The 18,339-nt window shown below is 70.6% G+C and carries 15 protein-coding genes; 8 read left to right on the forward strand and 7 right to left on the reverse strand.

Annotated features, from left to right (window positions below; genetic code table 11):
• Nucleotides 1-21 precede the first annotated feature (21 nt).
• The 3 genes from ACIQU3_RS23795 to ACIQU3_RS23805 are packed head-to-tail and all read left to right on the forward strand — an operon-like array spanning nt 22 to nt 2,780.
• Nucleotides 22-945 carry an ABC transporter ATP-binding protein gene (locus ACIQU3_RS23795; protein WP_403730059.1) on the forward strand — a complete coding sequence of 308 codons (924 nt, stop codon included), beginning with the start codon at nt 22-24 and terminating at the stop codon, nt 943-945.
• A gap of 56 nt (nt 946-1,001) precedes the next feature.
• Entirely contained in the window at nt 1,002-1,718 is a 717-nt protein-coding gene (locus ACIQU3_RS23800; protein WP_403730497.1) for an ABC transporter permease, read from the forward strand.
• 54 nt (nt 1,719-1,772) lie between these two features.
• Nucleotides 1,773-2,780: a heme A synthase gene (locus ACIQU3_RS23805; RefSeq protein WP_403730056.1), complete on the forward strand. Its 1,008-nt coding sequence runs from the start codon at nt 1,773-1,775 to the stop codon at nt 2,778-2,780.
• Here ACIQU3_RS23805 and ACIQU3_RS23810 read toward each other — a convergent pair.
• The 3 genes from ACIQU3_RS23810 to ACIQU3_RS23820 all read right to left on the reverse strand — a co-directional run bounded on the left by ACIQU3_RS23810 (nt 2,777) and on the right by ACIQU3_RS23820 (nt 5,450).
• Nucleotides 2,777-3,955, reverse strand: a complete 1,179-nt coding sequence (locus ACIQU3_RS23810; protein WP_403927628.1) for an amidohydrolase family protein — start codon at nt 3,953-3,955, stop codon at nt 2,777-2,779. The two genes, ACIQU3_RS23805 and ACIQU3_RS23810, sit on opposite strands and share 4 nt — an antisense overlap.
• Before the next feature lie 150 nt (nt 3,956-4,105).
• A complete protein-coding gene (locus tag ACIQU3_RS23815) occupies nt 4,106-4,438 on the reverse strand; it encodes a hypothetical protein (RefSeq protein ID WP_403730050.1) in 333 nt (110 codons plus the stop codon).
• Between the two features lie 94 nt (nt 4,439-4,532).
• Nucleotides 4,533-5,450, reverse strand: a complete 918-nt coding sequence (locus ACIQU3_RS23820) for a heme o synthase (RefSeq protein WP_202510631.1) — start codon at nt 5,448-5,450, stop codon at nt 4,533-4,535.
• Nucleotides 5,451-5,891: 441 nt separating this feature from the next.
• Here ACIQU3_RS23820 and tkt point away from each other — a divergent pair, with 441 nt between their 5' ends.
• From tkt to pgl, 5 genes are read left to right on the forward strand one after another with little or no spacing between them, the layout of a single operon-like run.
• Nucleotides 5,892-7,979 (forward strand): transketolase, encoded by a 2,088-nt coding sequence (tkt, locus tag ACIQU3_RS23825; RefSeq protein ID WP_403730046.1) that lies wholly within the window; start codon nt 5,892-5,894, stop codon nt 7,977-7,979.
• 34 nt (nt 7,980-8,013) lie between these two features.
• Nucleotides 8,014-9,132, forward strand: a complete 1,119-nt coding sequence (gene tal / locus ACIQU3_RS23830; protein WP_403730043.1) for a transaldolase — start codon at nt 8,014-8,016, stop codon at nt 9,130-9,132.
• A 4-nt stretch (nt 9,133-9,136) separates the two neighbouring features.
• Nucleotides 9,137-10,660, forward strand: coding sequence for a glucose-6-phosphate dehydrogenase (gene zwf / locus ACIQU3_RS23835; protein ID WP_403730037.1), 1,524 nt, complete (start codon nt 9,137-9,139; stop codon nt 10,658-10,660).
• On the forward strand, nt 10,657-11,763 hold the full coding sequence (gene opcA / locus ACIQU3_RS23840) for a glucose-6-phosphate dehydrogenase assembly protein OpcA (RefSeq protein WP_403730033.1): 1,107 nt from the start codon (nt 10,657-10,659) through the stop codon (nt 11,761-11,763). Before zwf ends, opcA begins: the two co-directional genes overlap by 4 nt.
• Nucleotides 11,760-12,545: a 6-phosphogluconolactonase gene (gene pgl / locus ACIQU3_RS23845; protein ID WP_403730030.1), complete on the forward strand. Its 786-nt coding sequence runs from the start codon at nt 11,760-11,762 to the stop codon at nt 12,543-12,545. The genes opcA and pgl overlap by 4 nt, the downstream gene beginning before the upstream one ends.
• A gap of 491 nt (nt 12,546-13,036) precedes the next feature.
• Here pgl and ACIQU3_RS23850 read toward each other — a convergent pair whose 3' ends face one another.
• From ACIQU3_RS23850 to ACIQU3_RS23865, 4 genes are read right to left on the reverse strand one after another with little or no spacing between them, the layout of a single operon-like run.
• Nucleotides 13,037-13,876, reverse strand: coding sequence for a carbohydrate ABC transporter permease (locus tag ACIQU3_RS23850; protein ID WP_366709468.1), 840 nt, complete (start codon nt 13,874-13,876; stop codon nt 13,037-13,039).
• Nucleotides 13,873-15,234 (reverse strand): ABC transporter permease subunit, encoded by a 1,362-nt coding sequence (locus tag ACIQU3_RS23855; RefSeq protein WP_403730023.1) that lies wholly within the window; start codon nt 15,232-15,234, stop codon nt 13,873-13,875. Before ACIQU3_RS23855 ends, ACIQU3_RS23850 begins: the two co-directional genes overlap by 4 nt.
• Nucleotides 15,235-15,240: 6 nt before the next feature.
• Nucleotides 15,241-16,566 carry an ABC transporter substrate-binding protein gene (locus ACIQU3_RS23860; protein WP_403730017.1) on the reverse strand — a complete coding sequence of 442 codons (1,326 nt, stop codon included), beginning with the start codon at nt 16,564-16,566 and terminating at the stop codon, nt 15,241-15,243.
• A 52-nt stretch (nt 16,567-16,618) separates the two neighbouring features.
• Entirely contained in the window at nt 16,619-18,277 is a 1,659-nt protein-coding gene (locus ACIQU3_RS23865) for a glycoside hydrolase family 13 protein (protein ID WP_403730011.1), read from the reverse strand.
• Nucleotides 18,278-18,339: the final 62 nt, after the last annotated feature.

The following is an 18,339-nucleotide window of genomic DNA, read 5'->3' on the forward strand; positions in this document are numbered from 1 at the left end:
GCCTACCTAGACTCTGGACCCATGCGAAGTGAGCCCGTGATCCAGGTCCAGGCCCTGGTGAAGCGGTACGGCACGAAGACCGCGGTGGACGGGCTCGACCTGGTGGCCCGGACGGGCGTGACCGCCGTGCTCGGCCCCAACGGGGCGGGCAAGACGACCACGGTCGAGACCTGCGAGGGGTACCGGAAGCCGGACTCCGGCACGGTGCGCGTTCTGGGCCTCGACCCGGTGAGACAGTCCGGGGAGCTGCGGCCCCGCATCGGCGTGATGCTCCAGTCCGGCGGCGTCTACTCGGGCTCCCGGGCCGACGAGATGCTGCGCCACGTGGCGAAACTGCACGCGCACCCCCTGGACGTGGACGCGCTGATCGAGCGCCTGGGCCTCGGCTCCTGCGGCCGTACGACGTACCGGCGGCTGTCCGGCGGGCAGCAGCAGCGGCTGGCGCTGGCCATGGCCGTGGTCGGGCGGCCGGAACTGGTCTTCCTCGACGAGCCGACCGCCGGACTCGACCCGCAGGCCCGCCACGCCACCTGGGACCTCGTGCGGGACCTGCGCGCCGACGGTGTCTCGGTGGTGCTCACCACCCATTACATGGACGAGGCCGAGCAGCTCGCGGACGACGTGGCGATCATCGACTCCGGCCGGGTCATCGCCCAGGGCTCCCCCGAGGAGCTGTGCCGCGGCGGCGCCGAGAACACACTCCGCTTCACGGGCCGGCCGGGCCTCGACGTGGGCTCGCTGCTGAAGGCCCTGCCCGCCGACTGCTCGGCCGCCGAGCTGACGCCCGGCTCCTACCGGGTCGCCGGCAAGGTCGACCCCCAGCTGCTCGCGACGGTCACCTCCTGGTGTGCCCAGCACGGCGTGATGCCGGAGAAGATCTCCGTCGAGCGGCACACCCTGGAGGACGTCTTCTTGGAGCTCACCGGCAAGGAGCTGCGCTCGTGACCGCCACCGGCACCGGGACGTACACGCCGAAGCCCGGCGCGGCGCCCCTCCCCCGCATGATCGCGGCGCAGGCCGCACTCGAGACGAAGATGCTGCTGCGCAACGGCGAGCAGCTGCTGCTGACCGTCGTCATCCCGACCTTGCTGCTGGTGCTGTTCAGCACCGTGGACATCGTCGACACCGGCGCCGGGAAGGCGGTCGACTTCCTGGCGCCCGGCATCCTCGCGCTCGCGGTGCTGTCGACCGCGTTCACCGGCCAGGCCATCGCCACCGGCTTCGAGCGCCGCTACGGCGTGCTGAAGCGGCTCGCCTCCTCTCCCCTGCCCCGCTGGGGCCTGATGACGGCGAAGACGGTGTCGGTCCTGGTCACCGAGGTGCTCCAGGTGATCCTGCTCACGGTGATCGCCTTCGCCCTCGGCTGGTCCCCGCAGGGCAACCCGGTCGCCGTCCTGCTGCTCCTGGTTTTCGGCACGGCGGCCTTCTCGGGCCTGGGCCTGCTGATGGCCGGGACGCTGAAGGCCGAGGCGACGCTGGCTGCGGCCAACCTGGTGTTCCTGCTGCTCCTGGTGGGCGGCGGGGTCGTCGTGCCGCTCGACAGGTTCCCCTCCGGCGCGCAGGACGTGCTGGGCCTGCTGCCGATCTCGGCGTTGTCCGACGGTCTGCGGGACGTGCTCCAGCACGGGGCCGGGATGCCCTGGGGCGACCTGGGGATCCTGGCCGTGTGGGCGGTCCTGGGCCTGGCGGCGGCCGGGAAGTTCTTCCGCTGGGAGTAGGGACGGCGCCATGTGACGGACCCTCGTGAACGCATGCACAAGCGGCGGCCTACGATGGTTCGCGTGCCACACGTGACCCGCGCCGACGCCAAGGCCGCCCTGCGCAACCCGCTCGCCTTCATCGCCGAGCGCTGGACCCCGGAACCCCGGACGGTCCGGCGCGCGGCCCTTTCCGCACTGCTGATGTCGGTGATCATCGTCGTCACCGGCGGCGCCGTACGGCTGACCGGCTCGGGCCTGGGCTGCCCGACCTGGCCCAAGTGCACCGACGACTCGCTCACCGCCACGAGCGCGATGGGCTTCCACGGCGCGATCGAGTTCGGCAACCGCATGCTGACGTACGTGCTGTGTGCCGCCGTCGGCTGGGCGATCATCGCCGCGCGCTCGCAGAAGCCGTACCGGCGGGGTCTCGTGCGGCTTGGCTGGGCGCAGTTCTGGATCGTGATGAGCAACGCGATCCTCGGCGGCATCGTGGTGCTGGTCGGTCTCAACCCGTACACGGTGGCGGCCCACTTCGTGGCGACGTCCGCGCTCATCGCGGTGGCCACGGTGATGTGGCAGCGCGCGCGGGAGGGCGACGCCGCGCCGCGCCCGCTGGTCGGCAAGGCCGTGCAGCAGCTGGTGTGGTTCCTGGTCGCGGCGGCCGTCCTGCTCATCCTGGTCGGCACGGTCGTCACCGGCGCGGGCCCGCACGCGGGCGACTCCAGCGAGGTCGAACGGATGCCGGTCGACTGGGAGACGGTCAGCAAGCTGCACGCCGTGCTGGCCTGGATCGTGGTGACGCTGACCTTCGCCCTCTGGTTCGTCCTGAAGGCGGTCGACGCGCCGAGGAACCCGCTGCACCGCACCCGGGAGCTGTTCCTGATCCTGCTCGCGCAGGGCGTCATCGGGTACGTCCAGTACTTCACGGACCTGCCCGAGATCCTGGTCGGTGCGCACATGCTGGGATCGGCCGTGATGTGGATCTGGGTGCTGCGCGTGGTGCTGTCGCTGCGGGAACGGCCGGAGGCCGTGGCCGGCCTGCCCGGCCCCAGCGCCGAGTCGACCCTGACCAAGGCCTAGCCAGGGCCTGTCGCTTGGATCATGCCGACGTCGCGGGGCATGGCACGCACATCGGCGCACGACAGGCCCTGGTCGAGTCCGTACACCCGATGCGCGTTCCCCGACGCCAGCATGCCCGCCACCCGCTGCGCGTCGGCCAGTGACCAGGAGCCCTCGGCGACCCAGGTGCCCAGCACCCGGCCCAGGGCCTCGCGGAACAGGCGGGCGCCCACCACGTGCAGTTCGGGCAGCCCTCGCGCGCCGGTGGAGAAGAGGATCTTGCCGAAGGGGGCCAGTTCCAGGATCTCCGCGAGGACGGTCGCGGCCCCGGCACCCGTGCGGACCAGGGCGGCACCGCAGTCCACGTGGACGTGCGGGAAGACACCGGCGAGATGGGCGGCCTGCCGGTGGTCCGGGTAGCCGTGCAGCAGGACCAGGTCCGTGCCGAGACCGGCGGTGGCCCGTACGAAGTCCGTCAGCAGCACCGGGTCCGTACGGTCGATACGCGGCCCCGGTGCGCCCAGCCCCGCGTGCAGCTGGAGCGGCAGCCCCGAGGCGACCGCGCTCCACAGCAGATGCCGTAACAGCACCGGGTCGCTCAGCTCACCGCCGACGCCGCGCCCGGCGAGCCAGCGGCCGGCCGCGCCGCGCACCTCCCCCGGCCCGGGCGGCTCCGGAGCCAGCGCGAGGCCGTGCCGTACGCCGGCGACCGAGGTGAAGGCGACGGCATGGGCGGCGGCCGCGTGCACCGACTCGGCGAGGTTCGCGAGGAAGGACTCGACGCTTCCGGAGGTGTCTGCGACCTGCTCGGCGAGGAGTTCCAGGCGCACGATCTCGCGGGCCTGCGCGGCACCCGCGCCGGCCAGTTCGCCGGGCTGCGTCAGGTCTCCGGGCAGGCCGGTGTCGACCAGGTACGTGGTGATGCCGCTGCCGCGCAGGAGGCGGCGGCCCGACTCCTGCACGCCCAGTTCCCGGCGTCGGGCCAGGTAGCGGGCGGGTGCGCAGTGAGGTTCGAGGCCGAGCAGGGGCGGGCACCAACGCCGCACGGCGAAGCCGGTCTGGGTGTCGAAGAGGGTGGTGCCGGGGGCGGGTGGGCCCTCGGTGTGGCCGAGGTGGGCCTCGAAGGTGCCGAGGCCCAGCTCCGTGCGGAGCACTCCGTGGCAGTACTGGTCCACCAGTGACGGCGTTTCGATCATCCGGGCCTCCCGGTGTGGACCCTGTTTGCTCTCAAGGGTCCTAACGGGTGAACCGGGTGTGAGGTCGCGGTCTCGGGGCGGGGCCCGATGTCGTGCGGCGGGTGCGGGCCGTCTGTGGCCGCTCGCGCAGTTCCCCGCGCCCCTGGAAGGTCAGTCGTTCTTGGGGCCGCCCACCTGGATACCGGCCATGCGGCTCCACTCGTAGCGGCCCGTCTTGACCTTCGCCGCGAAGTCGCCGTCGAAGGACTCGTGGCGGGTGATGCCCGACTTGTCCACCGCCTGCTCGGCGATCTCGTAGGAGGGGGCGACCAGGTCGCCCCAGTTGCCGTCCTCGCCGACCAGGACGATGCGGGCGCCGCGCTCGCCGAGGTAGGCGACCTGGCCCTCGGCGCCGCCGTGGGCCTTGGAGAAGGAGGAGATCTGCTTGGCCAGCCGGGCCACCTTGCGCTCGGCCTTCGGGTCAACCTGCTGCGTGTCTGCCATGACCAGGATGCTACTCACCAGTAGATCGACTGGCGAGGGCAGGGTTCTGTGACGTACGTCCGTGTGTCGGTGTTCGTGCGCCGGTGTCCGTGTGTCAGCGCAGGAAGGGGTCGACCGCGACCGCGACGAAGAGCAGCGACACATAGGTGATCGACCAGTGGAACAGGCGCATCTCCTTCAGCTTCGCGCCCGTCACCTCCGCCTTCGCGCGGTTCTGCAGGCCGTGCGCCTCCCAGAGCCAGAAACCGCCCGCCAGCAGGGCCACCGAGGTGTAGAACCAGCCGGTGTAGCCGAGGGGGGTGAGCAGGAGCGAGACGCCGACCATGACCCAGCTGTAGATCACGATCTGCTTGGCGACCACCTTGTTGGAGGCGACCACCGGGAGCATGGGCACACCCACGCGCGCGTAGTCCTCCTTGACCTTCATGGACAGCGGCCAGTAGTGCGGCGGCGTCCAGAAGAACATCACCATGAAGAGGATGACGGGCGCCCAGGACATGGAGTTCGTGACCGAGGACCAGCCGATCAGCACCGGCAGACAGCCGGCGATGCCGCCCCACACGATGTTCTGCGAGGTGCGGCGCTTGAGGATCATCGTGTAGACGACGACGTAGAACAGGAGCGCGCCGAGGGCGAGCCACGCGCTCAGCCAGTTGACGGTGAGGCCGAACAGCAGCGTCGAGGCGACGGCCAGCGTGATGCCGAAGGCCAGGCACTCGCGCGGGCTGACCATGCCGGTGACCAGCGGCCGCTGCGAGGTGCGGTCCATCAGCGCGTCGATGTCGCGGTCGATGTACATGTTGAGCGCGTTGGCGCCGCCCGCGGACATGTAGCCGCCGAGGCACGTCAGCAGCACCAGTGTCAGGTCGGGCACGCCCTGCTGCGCCAGGAACATCACCGGCACCGTCGTGATCAGCAGCAGCTCGATGATCCGCGGCTTGGTGAGAGCCACGAATGCCATGACACGGGCCCCGAGCGGCCGGTGGGCCGGGCTCTGGTCCGCCCCGGTCATCCCCGCTGGACGGGATTCAACGGCCGTCACGCACACCCCTACAGAGACATCCCAGCAAGCCTCACCGCTGTGAAGTCCCGGTAAAGGCTCGCGCGTACCACGCCACTTTAGACGTTGCCCAGACTCGGACATTCGCGGGGGTCGGCTCGTGTTGTCGAGCGCCTCCGGAAGGGCGCCCGGAAGCTCGATTGAGCACCCGGACCCTCGTCGTGCCGGACGCCTTCGAAAGGGCGCCCGGAAGCTCGATTGAGCACCCGGATGAGCGGCTCCGTATTCACCTGTCGAATGCGGTACGGCCCAGTCAGGAGGCGGATCGGGATCAGCCCCGTCACTCTGGAGTGACTCGAAAAAACGCACGTCCCACGGGGGTAGGCTCGACTGCGGCCGGTGGGCGCCCCGATACACCGGCATCCGACATGTGGAGAGGAGCCCTGACCCAGGGTGAGCACCAAGCCGACCACCACAGACCTCGAGTGGACCGAGTTGGACCAGCGGTCCGTCGACACCGCGCGTGTCCTGGCCGCCGATGCCGTACAGAAGGTCGGTAACGGCCATCCGGGTACGGCGATGAGCCTGGCGCCTGCCGCCTACACCCTCTTCCAGAAGGTGATGCGCCACGACCCGGCCGACGCCGACTGGGTCGGACGGGACCGCTTCGTGCTGTCCGCCGGCCACTCGTCCCTGACCCTCTACACCCAGCTGTACCTGGCCGGCTTCGGCCTGGAGCTGGACGACCTGAAGTCCTTCCGCACCTGGGGCTCCAAGACCCCCGGTCACCCCGAGTACGGGCACACGACCGGTGTGGAGACGACGACCGGGCCGCTCGGCCAGGGCGTCGCCAACGCGGTGGGCATGGCGATGGCCGCCCGCTACGAGCGCGGCCTGTTCGACCCGGAGGCCGCCGAGGGCGAGTCTCCGTTCGACCACTTCGTCTACTGCATCGCCGGTGACGGCTGCCTCCAGGAGGGCATCTCCGCCGAGGCGTCCTCGATGGCGGGCCACCAGAAGCTCGGCAACCTCATCCTGCTGTGGGACGACAACCACATCTCGATCGAGGGCGACACGGAGACGGCCGTCTCCGAGGACACCGTGAAGCGGTACGAGGCGTACGGCTGGCACGTGCAGCGGGTGGCGCCGAAGCCGGACGGCGACCTGGACCCGAACGCGCTCTACGACGCGATCGAGGCGGCCAAGGCGGTCACCGACCGGCCGTCGTTCATCGCGATGCGCTCGATCATCGCCTGGCCCGCCCCGAACGCGCAGAACACCGAGGCGGCACACGGCTCGGCGCTGGGTGACGACGAGGTGGCCGCGACCAAGCGCGTGCTCGGCTTCGACCCGGAGCAGACCTTCGAGGTCTCCGACGAGGTCATCACGCACACCCGCAAGGCGCTGGAGCGGGGCCAGGCGGCCCGCGCGGTGTGGGAGAAGGCGTACCAGCAGTGGCGGGACAACAACCCCGAGCGCGCCGCGGAGTACGACCGGATCGCCAAGGGTGAGCTGCCCCAGGGCTGGGAGGAGAAGATCCCGGTCTTCGAGGTCGGCAAGGGTGTCGCCACGCGCGCCGCGTCCGGCAAGGTGCTGCAGGCCCTCGGCGGGGTCATCCCCGAGCTGTGGGGCGGCTCGGCCGACCTGGCCGGTTCCAACAACACCACGATCGACAAGACCAGCTCCTTCCTCCCGGCGGACAACCCGCTGCCGGAGGCGGACCCCTACGGCCGCACGATCCACTTCGGCATCCGCGAGCACGCGATGGCCGCCGAGATGAACGGCATCGCGCTGCACGGCAACACCCGGATCTACGGCGGAACCTTCCTGGTGTTCTCCGACTACATGCGCAACGCGGTGCGGCTGTCGGCGCTGATGCACCTGCCGGTGACGTACGTGTGGACGCACGACTCCATCGGCCTCGGTGAGGACGGCCCGACGCACCAGCCGGTCGAGCACCTCGCGTCGCTGCGCGCGATCCCGGGCCTGAACCTGGTGCGCCCGGCGGACGCCAACGAGACCGCGATCGCCTGGCGCGAGATCCTCGCGCGCTGGACGAAGGAGTTCGGCAAGGGGCAGCCGCACGGTCTGGCGCTGACGCGTCAGGGTGTGCCGACGTACGCGCCCAACGAGGACGCCGCGAAGGGCGGTTACGTCCTGTTCGAGGCCGAGGGCGGCGAGCCCGAGGTCATCCTGATCGCCACCGGCTCCGAGGTGCACGTCGCCGTCGAGGCGCGCGAGCAGCTCCAGGGCGCCGGCGTGCCCACGCGCGTCGTGTCCATGCCGTCGGTGGAGTGGTTCGAGCAGCAGGACCAGGGGTACCGGGACAGCGTCCTGCCGCCGTCCGTACGGGCCCGTGTCGCGGTGGAGGCCGGGATCGGGCTCACCTGGCACAAGTACGTGGGGGACGCCGGCCGCATCGTTTCCCTGGAGCACTTCGGTGCTTCGGCCGACGGCAAGGTGCTCTTCCGCGAGTTCGGTTTCACTCCCGAGAACGTGGCCGCCGCCGCGCGGGAATCGATCGCCGCAGCTCAGCGCTGACGCTCATATACGACACGTAGGAGATGGAATTTCCATGACAGACGCACTCAAGCGCCTCTCCGAGGAAGGCGTGGCGATCTGGCTGGACGACCTGTCGCGCAAGCGGATCACGTCCGGCAACCTCGCCGAGCTGATCGACCAGCAGCACGTCGTGGGCGTCACCACCAACCCCTCGATCTTCCAGAAGGCGATCTCGCAGGGCGACGGCTACGACACGCAGCTGACCGACCTCGCCGCCCGCAAGGTCACCGTCGAAGAGGCCATCCGCATGATCACGACGGCGGACGTCCGTGACGCCGCCGACATCCTGCGCCCGGTGTTCGACGCCACCGGCGGCCAGGACGGCCGGGTCTCGATCGAGGTCGACCCGCGCCTGGCGCACAACACGCGGGCCACGGTCGCCGAGGCCAAGCAGCTCGCCTGGCTGGTGGACCGGCCCAACACCCTCATCAAGATCCCGGCGACCGAGGCGGGCATCCCGGCCATCGCCGAGACCATCGGCCTGGGCATCAGCGTCAACGTCACGCTGATCTTCTCGCTGGAGCGCTACCGCCTGGTGATGGACGCGTTCCTGACCGGTCTGGAGAAGGCCAAGGAGCGTGGCCTGGACCTGTCGCAGATCCACTCCGTGGCCTCGTTCTTCGTGTCCCGCGTGGACACCGAGATCGACAAGCGGATCGACGCCCTGGGCACCGACGAGGCCAAGGCGGCGCGCGGCAAGGCCGGCGTGGCCAACGCCCGGCTGGCCTACCAGGCGTACGAGGAGGTCTTCTCCTCCGACCGCTGGAGCGCCCTGGAGAAGGCCGGCGCCAACAAGCAGCGTCCGCTGTGGGCATCCACCGGCGTCAAGGACAAGGCGTACAAGCCCACCCTGTACGTCGACGAGCTGGTCGCGCCCAACACGGTGAACACCATGCCCGAGGCGACCCTGTTCGCCACCGAGGAGCAGGGCGAGATCCGCGGCAACGCCGTCGCCGGCACGTACGAGCAGGCCCGCGCCGACCTCGACGCGGTCGAGAAGCTCGGGATCAAGTACGACGACGTGGTCCAGCTGCTGGAGGAAGAGGGCGTCGAGAAGTTCGAGGCGTCCTGGAACGACCTGCTGAAGTCGACCGAGGCCGAGCTTCAGCGCCTCGCGCCTTCGGAGGGCTGAACAGGTGTCGAGCAGCAACCCGCTGCGTGACCCCGCGGACCGACGGCTCCCGCGTATCGCGGGGCCGTCGGGCCTGGTCATCTTCGGCGTCACGGGCGACCTGTCCCGCAAGAAGCTCATGCCCGCCGTGTACGACCTCGCCAACCGGGGTCTGCTGCCGCCGGGCTTCTCCCTGGTGGGCTTCGCCCGTCGTGAGTGGGCGCACGAGGACTTCGCCCAGGAGGTCCACGACGCGGTGAAGGAGCACGCCCGCACACCCTTCCGCGAGGAGGTCTGGCAGCAGCTCATTCAGGGCATGCGCTTCGTGCAGGGCACGTTCGACGACGACGACGCGTTCGAGCGGCTGCGCTCCACGATCGACGAGCTGGACAAGGCGCAGGGCACGGGCGGCAACTTCGCCTTCTACCTGTCGGTCCCGCCGTCGGCCTTCCCCGTGGTCATCCAGCAGCTGAAGAAGCACCAGCTGGCCGACCAGTCGAGCGGTTCCTGGCGGCGCGCGGTCATCGAGAAGCCGTTCGGCCACAATCTGGAGTCGGCCGAGGAGCTCAACAAGGTCGTCCACGAGGTCTTCGCCCCGGACCAGGTCTTCCGTATCGACCACTACCTGGGCAAGGAGACCGTCCAGAACATCCTGGCGCTGCGCTTCGCGAACACGATGTTCGAGCCGATCTGGAACCGGTCCTTCGTGGACCATGTGCAGATCACCATGGCCGAGGACATCGGCATCGGCGGCCGGGCCGGGTACTACGACGGCATCGGTGCCGCCCGTGACGTCATCCAGAACCACCTGCTCCAGCTGATGGCGCTGACCGCGATGGAGGAGCCCGCCTCCTTCGACGCGGACGCGCTGGCCGCGGAGAAGACGAAGGTGCTCGGCGCCGTACGGCTGCCGCAGGACCTGGGCCGCGACACCGTGCGCGCCCAGTACGCGGCCGGCTGGCAGGGCGGCGCGAAGGTGATCGGCTATCTCGACGAGGACGGTATCGACGCCTCCTCGAAGACCGACACGTACGCCGCGATCAAGCTGGAGATCGACAACCGCCGCTGGGCGGGCGTCCCCTTCTACCTGCGCACCGGCAAGCGGCTGGGCCGCCGGGTGACGGAGATCGCGGTCGTCTTCCAGCGGGCCCCGCACTCCCCCTTCGACTCGACCGCCACCGAGGAGCTCGGCTCCAACGCGATCGTCATCCGCGTCCAGCCGGACGAGGGCGTCACCGTCCGCTTCGGCTCGAAGGTGCCGGGCACGTCGATGGAGATCCGGGACGTGTCGATGGACTTCGCCTACGGCGAGTCCTTCACCGAGTCCAGCCCGGAGGCGTACGAGCGTCTGATCCTGGACGTTCTGCTCGGTGACTCGAACCTCTTCCCGCGCACCGAGGAGGTCGAGCTGTCCTGGAAGATCCTCGACCCGATCGAGGAGTACTGGGACAAGAACGGCAAGCCCGCCCAGTACCCGGCCGGTACCTGGGGGCCCGTCGAGGCGGACGAAATGCTCGAGCGACACGGACGGAGCTGGCGCCGGCCATGAAGACAGACCTCACGGACACCACGGCCAGCAAGGTCAACAAGGCGCTGGTGCAGGGCCGCCGGGCGATCGGCACTCCGGCGGTCGGCATGGTGCTCACGCTGGTCATCGTGACGGACGAGGAGAACGCCTACGACGCGCTGAAGGCGGCGAGCGACGCCGCGCACGAGCATCCCTCGCGCACGCTCGTCGTCATCAAGCGCGTCTCCCGCTCACCCCGTGACCGTACGCAGTCCCGCCTGGACGCGGAGGTCCGGGTCGGCGCGGACGCGGGCACCGGCGAGACGGTGGTGCTCCGGCTGTACGGCGAGGTCGCGGACCACGCCCAGTCGGTGGTGCTGCCGCTGCTGCTGCCGGACGCCCCGGTGGTGGTGTGGTGGCCGGTGAACGCGCCGCTCGACCCGGCGAAGGACCCCCTGGGTGCCCTCGCGCAGCGCCGTGTCACCGACACGTACGCCTCCGAGCAGCCGGTCCGGGACCTGGCCACCCGGTCGGGGACCTACACCCCCGGCGACACGGACCTGTCGTGGACCCGCATCACGCCCTGGCGCTCCATGCTGGCGGCGGCCCTCGACCAGGTGACCTGCGAGGTGCGGGCCGTCGAGGTGGAGGGCGAGGAGTTCAACCCGAGCTGTGAGCTGCTGGCGATGTGGCTCGCGGACCGGCTGGACGTCCCCGTGAAGCGTTCGCTGTCCAGCGGCCCGGGTCTGACGGCCGTGCGGATGGACACCAACTGCGGCCCGATTAAGCTGGACCGGGCCGACGGCTCGCTGGCGACGCTGTCCATCGACGGCCAGCCGGACCGGGCCGTGGCGCTCAAGCGCAGGGAGACCGCCGAGCTGATGGCGGAGGAGCTGCGGCGTCTCGACCCGGACGACACGTACGCGTCGGCGCTTCGGTACGGGGTGGACCGGCTGAAGTCCGCGTCGACCGCTTCTGCGTCGTCGGTGCCGTCGGTGCCCAAAAGTGAGGGGCGAGCAGGACTCGCCCTCCCCGCTCCCGTTGAAGCGGCTGCGAAAGCACCCGCTGCGGAAGCGACGGCGCAGGCACCGGTGAAGCGGGAACCGCCGAAGCTGGAGCCCGTACGGAAGGCGACGACGAAGTGAGCACGGCACCGCAGCTGGTCGTCCACCGCGACAAGGAGCTGATGGCGCAGGCCGCGGCGGCCCGGCTGATCACCAGGATCGTGGACGCGCAGGCCTCGCGGGGCTCGGCGTCGGTGGTCCTGACGGGCGGCCGCAACGGCAACGGCCTGCTGGCGGCGCTGGCCGCGGCACCCGCCCGGGACGCGATCGACTGGGGCCGGCTCGACCTCTGGTGGGGTGACGAGCGGTTCCTGCCCGAGGGCGACCCGGAGCGCAACGTCACCCAGGCGAGGGAGGCCCTCCTCGACTCGGTGCCGCTCACCCCGGAGCGGGTGCACGCGATGCCCGCCTCGGACGGGCCGCACGGCACCGACGTGGACGCGGCGGCGGCCGCGTACGCGGAGGAACTGGCGAAGGCGGCGGGGCCTGAGAACCACGGCCCCGTGCCCGCGTTCGACGTGCTGATGCTGGGCGTCGGGCCGGACACGCATGTGGCGTCGCTGTTCCCGGAGTTGCCGGCGGTGCGGGAGACGGAGCGTACGGTCGTGGGCGTCCACGGCGCTCCGAAGCCGCCACCGACCCGGGTGACGCTGACCCTGCCCGCGATCCGTGCGGCTCGTGAGGTGTGGCTGCTGGCGGCGGGCGAGGACAAGGCCCGGGCAGCGGCGATCGCCCTCTCGGGCGCGGGCGAGGTCCAGGCACCGGCGGCCGGGGCGTACGGCCGCAGCCGGACGCTGTGGCTGCTGGACGGGGCGGCGGCTTCGCAACTGCCGCGTTCCCTGTACCCGCCTGCGTCGGCCTGACCGGCACGAGCGCCGACCGGTTCGCACACCGGAGCGGCCGGAACCCCTGAGCGCGGGGGTTCCGGCCGCTCCGGTTTTCCCGGACTCGGTCTCCGCCCAGCACCCGGGCGGTGAAGGCGACCAGGTCGGCTCGCCGTCGCTCGCGCGTCATCCGCTGCCGGTCGGTCAGGTGGTCGACGAGGTCCGCACGGACCGCGGCCGGCAGCGCGTGGGCGGTGAAGTCCGCGTCGGTGAAGCCGGAAAGTCGCGCCAGGACGTCCCGGAGCGTCCCGTGCCACCAGTCGCAGTGGGCGGCTGGCGCAGTCCCTCCCCACCGGAGTTCGCGCTGTGCTCGCGGCCCTGGAGTGCGCCGTCGCCAAAGGAGCCGAGGACCGGGTCACCGACACGGTCGAACGTCTCACCGGCCGCCCGCCGCGCAGCCTGCGCGCTCACGTGGAACGCGCGCGGGCCTCTGCGGTGGACGGCCGGTGGAATCCCCCCCCGGGGGGGGTCTACTTGACCGAGCCGGCCATCACGCCCTGCACGAAGTGCCTCTGGAACGCGAAGAACACGACGACGGGGACGACCAGGGACACGAACGCCCCGGGTGCCAGGACGTCGATGTTGCTGCCGAACTGGCGTATCTGCGACTGGAGTTCAACCGTCAGCGGCTGCGACGTGCTGTCCGCGAACAGCAGTGCCACCAGCATGTCGTTCCACACCCACAGGAACTGGAAGATGGCCAGGGAGGCGATCGCCGGCCGCCCCACGGGCAGGACCAGCCGCGTGAAGATACGCCACTCGCTGCCCCCGTCCATGCGGGCCGCCTCCAGCATCTCCTTCGGCATCTCGGCGAAGTAGTTGCGGAGCAGGAACACCGCGAACGGCAGGCCGTAGGCCACGTGGAAGAGGACGACGCCGGGAATCGTGCCGAACAGGCCGAGCTGCCCGAAGAGTTTGGCGACCGGCAGCAGACCGATCTGCACGGGCACCACCAGCAGCGCCACGACGACCAGGAAGATCGTCTCCCGCCCGGGGAAGTCCAGCCACGCGAAGGCGTACCCCGCGAGGGCCGCGATCACCACGACCAGCACCGTCGTCGGCACCGATATCAGCACCGTGTTCCAGAACGCCTGCGTGATCCCGGCGTTCCCCAGCAGCTCCGAGTAGTTGTCGAAGGACAGCTGCCCGGGGCTGGAGAACACCGTCCACCAGCCGCCCTTGGCCGTGTCCTCGGCGGACCGCAGCGACGACAGGAACAGCCCCGCCAGCGGCGTCATCCACACCAGGCCGATCAGGACGAGGAAGGCCTGGACGGCCCCGTTGCCCAGCCCGCGCCGGACCGCGTTCATCGCTGACTCCTTCGGAAACGGCGGACGTTGAACACCATGGCCGGGACGACCAGCAGCAGGAGCAGCACACCGAGCGCGCTGCCGAGCCCCTGGTTGTTGCCGCCGCCGAACGACACCAGCCACATCTGCGTCGCGAGCACGGTCGCGTCCTCCTGCACGGGGCCGGGCGCGATGATGTAGACGAGGTCGAAGACCTTCATCACGTTGATGACGAGGGTGATGAACACGACCGAGAGCACCGGTGCCAGCAGCGGCACCGTGATGCGCCGGAAGATCTGCCACTCGTTCGCGCCGTCCATCCGCGCCGCCTCCAGGGCGTCCCGGGGCAGCGTCGACAGACCGGCCCCGATCAGCACCATGGCGAAACCGGTCCAGATCCACAGGTACGCGCCGATGATCGCCGGGGTGACCAGCGCCGGCCCGAGCCAGGAGACGCCGTCGTAGGCCTGGGCGAAGTTGGACGACGGCAGGCGCACCTCGTAGGAGCCGGGTTCGAGTTTCCCGAAGCGGAAGGAGCCGTCGGCGGCCGTGGTCGTCGAGGCGATCTGCTCGCCGTCGCGGACCGCCTCGACCGTCATCTCCGGCAGTCCGCTCTCCCGCCGGTCCACCTTGCCCTGCTCCCCTCCCCCGCCGGGGGTGAAGTCCAGGTAGACCACGCCGCGCAGTTCGTCGGAGGCGGCCTTCCGCCCGGCCGCCGCGTACGCCGGTTCGGCCCCGCCCGGCAGGTCGTCGGGCTGCACGCCGACCAGGCCCAGCGCCACCGCGTCCCCGGGCGACACGCTCGTGCTCGTGCGGTACGAGCCGTCCTTGTCCTTGGTCAGGCCCTGGGCGTCACGCGCCCGGGCCGTCGGATAGGAGGACTGCCCCTGGAAGGCATCGTGGACGGAGACCACGGCGGCGTTGAGCACGCCCTTGTCGGGGTCCTCGTCGTAGGCGAGCCGGAAGATGATGCCGGCGGCGAGGAAGGAGACCGCCATCGGCATGAAGAGGAGCAGCTTGAAGGCGGTGGCCCAGCGGACCTTCTCCACCAGCACGGCGAGGATCAGCCCGAGGCCGGTGAGCAGGGCCGGGGCGATGACGACCCAGATGGCCGTGTTGCGGACGGCCTTGAGGGTCGCCGGGTCACGGAACATCTCGGCGTAGTTGTCGCCGCCGACGAAACTCGTCCCGGAGGCGTCGAAGAAGCTGCGGCCGATGCTGAACAGCACGGGGTAGACGACGAGTGCGCCGAGCAGCAGCAGCGCGGGCAGCACGAAGAGCAGGGCGATGATCTTCCCGCGCCGGCGCAGCCGCCGGGTGCGGTCGGCGACCGGGCCGGGTGGTGGGGAACTCGTCTCTTGCACGAGAGTCGCTGTCATGGCGTATCAGTCCTGGTACGCCTTGGCCGCCGCGGCCTCCAGCTTCGCCGCGGTGCCCTTCGGGTCGGACGGGTCGCGCAGGAAGTCCTGGAGCAGCTTCCACTCGCCGGTGCCCTTGGTGCCGCCGAACGCGGCCGGGGCCTGGTCGGACATGTCGAAGCGGACCGAGTCCCCGGCCTGAACGAGGGACTTGGCGGTGGCACGGGTGACGTCGTCGCCGTAGGAGGCGAGGTCGAGCTTCTTGTTCGGGGAGAGGAAGCCGCCGGCCTCGGCCCACACCGCGGAGGCCTCAGGGGTGGCGAGGTACTCCAGGAGAGCCTGGGCGGCCTTCTGGTTCTTGCCGTCCTTGAGGACGACGGCCGCGTCGCCGCCGCTGACGACGGGTGCCTCGCCGCCGCCGACCGCGGGGAACGGGAAGAAGTTCGCGTCCTCGCCGACCTTCTTGCCGAACTGGTCCTTGGCGACACCGGCGACGAAGTCGCCCTCGTAGACCATGCCGGCCTCGGGCTCGGGGCCGAACACCTTCTCCACCGAGCCGGGGAAGTCGGTGTTCAGGGCGCCCTTCTGGCCGCCGGCGATGAGCTGCTTGTCCTTGAAGAGCTTGCCGAGGGTGGTGAGGGCGTCGACGACGGACGCGTCGGTCCACTTCAGCTTGTGCGCGGCGAGGGCGTCGTACTTCTCGGGTCCGGCCTGGGAGAGGTAGACGTTCTCGAACCAGTCGGTGAGGGTCCAGCCGTCCTGTCCGGCGACGGAGAACGCGGCGAGCCCGGAGTCGGACACGGTCTGCCCGGCCTTGAGCATCTCGTCGTAGCTCTTCGGGGGCTTCACGCCGGCCTGTTCGAGGGCGTCGGGGCTGTACCAGACGGTGGACTTGTGGGCGGCCTTGAAGTAGAGGCCGTAGAGGGTGCCGTCGACGCTGCCGTACTTCTTCCACACGGGGGCGTAGCCCGCGTCGACGGCCTGCTCGGTCTTCTGCGACAGCGGCTTGAGCCAGCCCTTCTGCGCGAACTGCTTGAGCACGCCGACCTGCGGGACCATCACGACGTCGGGGGCGTTGCCGCCTTCGATCTTGCTGCCGACGACGGTGGAGACGTTGTCGCCGGTGGAGACGAACTGCGTCTTGGCGCCGGTCTTCTCGGTGAAGGCGTCGAGCACCTTCTGGAAGTTCTTCTGTTCGGTGCCGGACCAGACGCCGGCGACGGTGATCGACTGGCCGTCGAGCGCCTTGTCGCCGCCGCCGGCCGAGACGGGGCCGCCGCCGCAGGCGGTCGCGCCGAGCGCCAGGACGAGAGCGGTGCAGCCGGTGAGCAGGGTGGTACGTCGTCGCATCATCGTTGATGTCCCTTCGGGGAGTTGACTTGCGGGGCGTTCGCTTGCGGGGCGTTCAGGAACGGATCCACCAGGCGGCCGTGGAGCCGGAGAGGACTCCGGGCGGGCAGGAGCCGCTGGCGAGCAGGGGGGTGCCGGAGACCGGCGCGGGGGTGGGGGCCGTGCCGAAGTTGACGGCGCAGACCAGGTCGTCGCCGCGTTCGAAGGCCAGCACGCCGGGCGGGGCGTCCAGCCAGCGCAGCGTCCCCTCACCCAGCTGGGGCAGGGCGGCGCGCAGTTGGAGGCCGTCGCGGTACAGGTGCCAGAAGGAGCGGGTGTCGGCCAGGGCGCGGTCGGTGGCGTACTCGGCGAAGTACTCCGGCTGCGGCAGCCACGGCTTGGCGCTCTCCACGCCGGGTGTGAAGCCGAACGGTGAGGCCTGGCCCGACCAGGGCAGGGGCACGCGGCAGCCGTCGCGGATGCGGGCGCGGCTGCCGGTGCGGTGGAAGATCGGGTCGGTGAGCACGTCGTCGGGCAGGTCGACGACCTCCGGCAGGCCGAGCTCCTCGCCCTGGTAGATGTAGGCGGCGCCGGGCAGGGCCAGCATGAGGAGTGCGGCGGCGCGGGCGCGGGCGGCGCCGAGGCCGCTGCCTTCGGTCGCGGGTTCGCCGTAGCGGGTGACGGTGCGGACCTGGTCGTGGTTGTTGAGGACCCAGGTGACGGTCGAGCCGGTGCCGGCGATGTCCTGCATGGCCTCAGCGATGACCTTCTGGAAGGCGTCGGCGTCCCAGGAGGCGCTGAGCAGGTCGAAGAAGAAGGCCTGGTGCAGTTCGTCGGAGCGGACGTACTGGGCGTGTTCGCGGGCGGTCGGCACGGAGACCTCGCCGACGAGGAGGCGTTCGCAGCCGTCGCGCTCGGTGTACTCCTCGCATATGGAGCGCCAGCGGCGCCACACGTCGTGCACCTCGGGCTGGTTCCAGGCGAGCGGGTTGACCGAGTCGCGGGTGCGGGCGTCGGCCTCCGGGTCGTCGGAGTCGGGCAGTTCGGGGTGCTTGTAGAGGCCGGCGGCGACGTCGATGCGGAAGCCGTCGACGCCCCGGTCCAGCCAGAACCGCAGCACCCGGTCGAACTCGGCGGCGACCTCGGGGTCGCGCCAGTTCCAGTCGGGCTGCTCGGGCGTGAACATGTGCAGGTACCACTGGCCGGGCCGGCCGTCCGCCTCGGTCACCCGGCTCCACGCCGGGCCGCCGAACATGGCGTGCCAGTTGTTGGGCGGCTCGGAGCCGTCCGGGCCGCGGCCGTCGGCGAAGTGGAAGCGGGCCCGGGCGGGGCTGCCGGCGGGGGCGGCGAGCGCCTCGCGGAACCAGGGGTGCTCGCTGGAGCAGTGGTTCGGGACGATGTCGAGGAGCACCTTGATGCCGAGCCGCCGGGCGGCCCCGACCAGCTGGTCGAACTCGCCGAGGTCGCCGAAGAGCGGGTCGACGTCGCAGTAGTCGGCCACGTCGTAGCCGTGGTCGTGCTGCGGCGAGGGATAGAAGGGGCTCAGCCAGATCCCGTCGACGCCGAGCTTCTTGAGGTACGGCAGTCCGGCCCGGACGCCGGCGAGGTCGCCGATGCCGTCGCCGGTGCTGTCGAGAAAGCTGCGGACGTACACCTGATAGATCACTGCGTCACGCCACCAGTGGTGCCTGTTCAACCCATCGACCTGTCTCTGAGGAGGGCAGCGGTTATGCATGCATGTTAAGTAGGCGTGTCGAGAGGGTGTCAATGAAAAGGCAGAAGGTATCCAGCGGTTGG

The sequence above is a fragment of the Streptomyces sp. NPDC101110 genome (genome assembly GCF_044759525.1).
Taxonomy (GTDB): Bacteria; Actinomycetota; Actinomycetes; order Streptomycetales; family Streptomycetaceae; genus Streptomyces.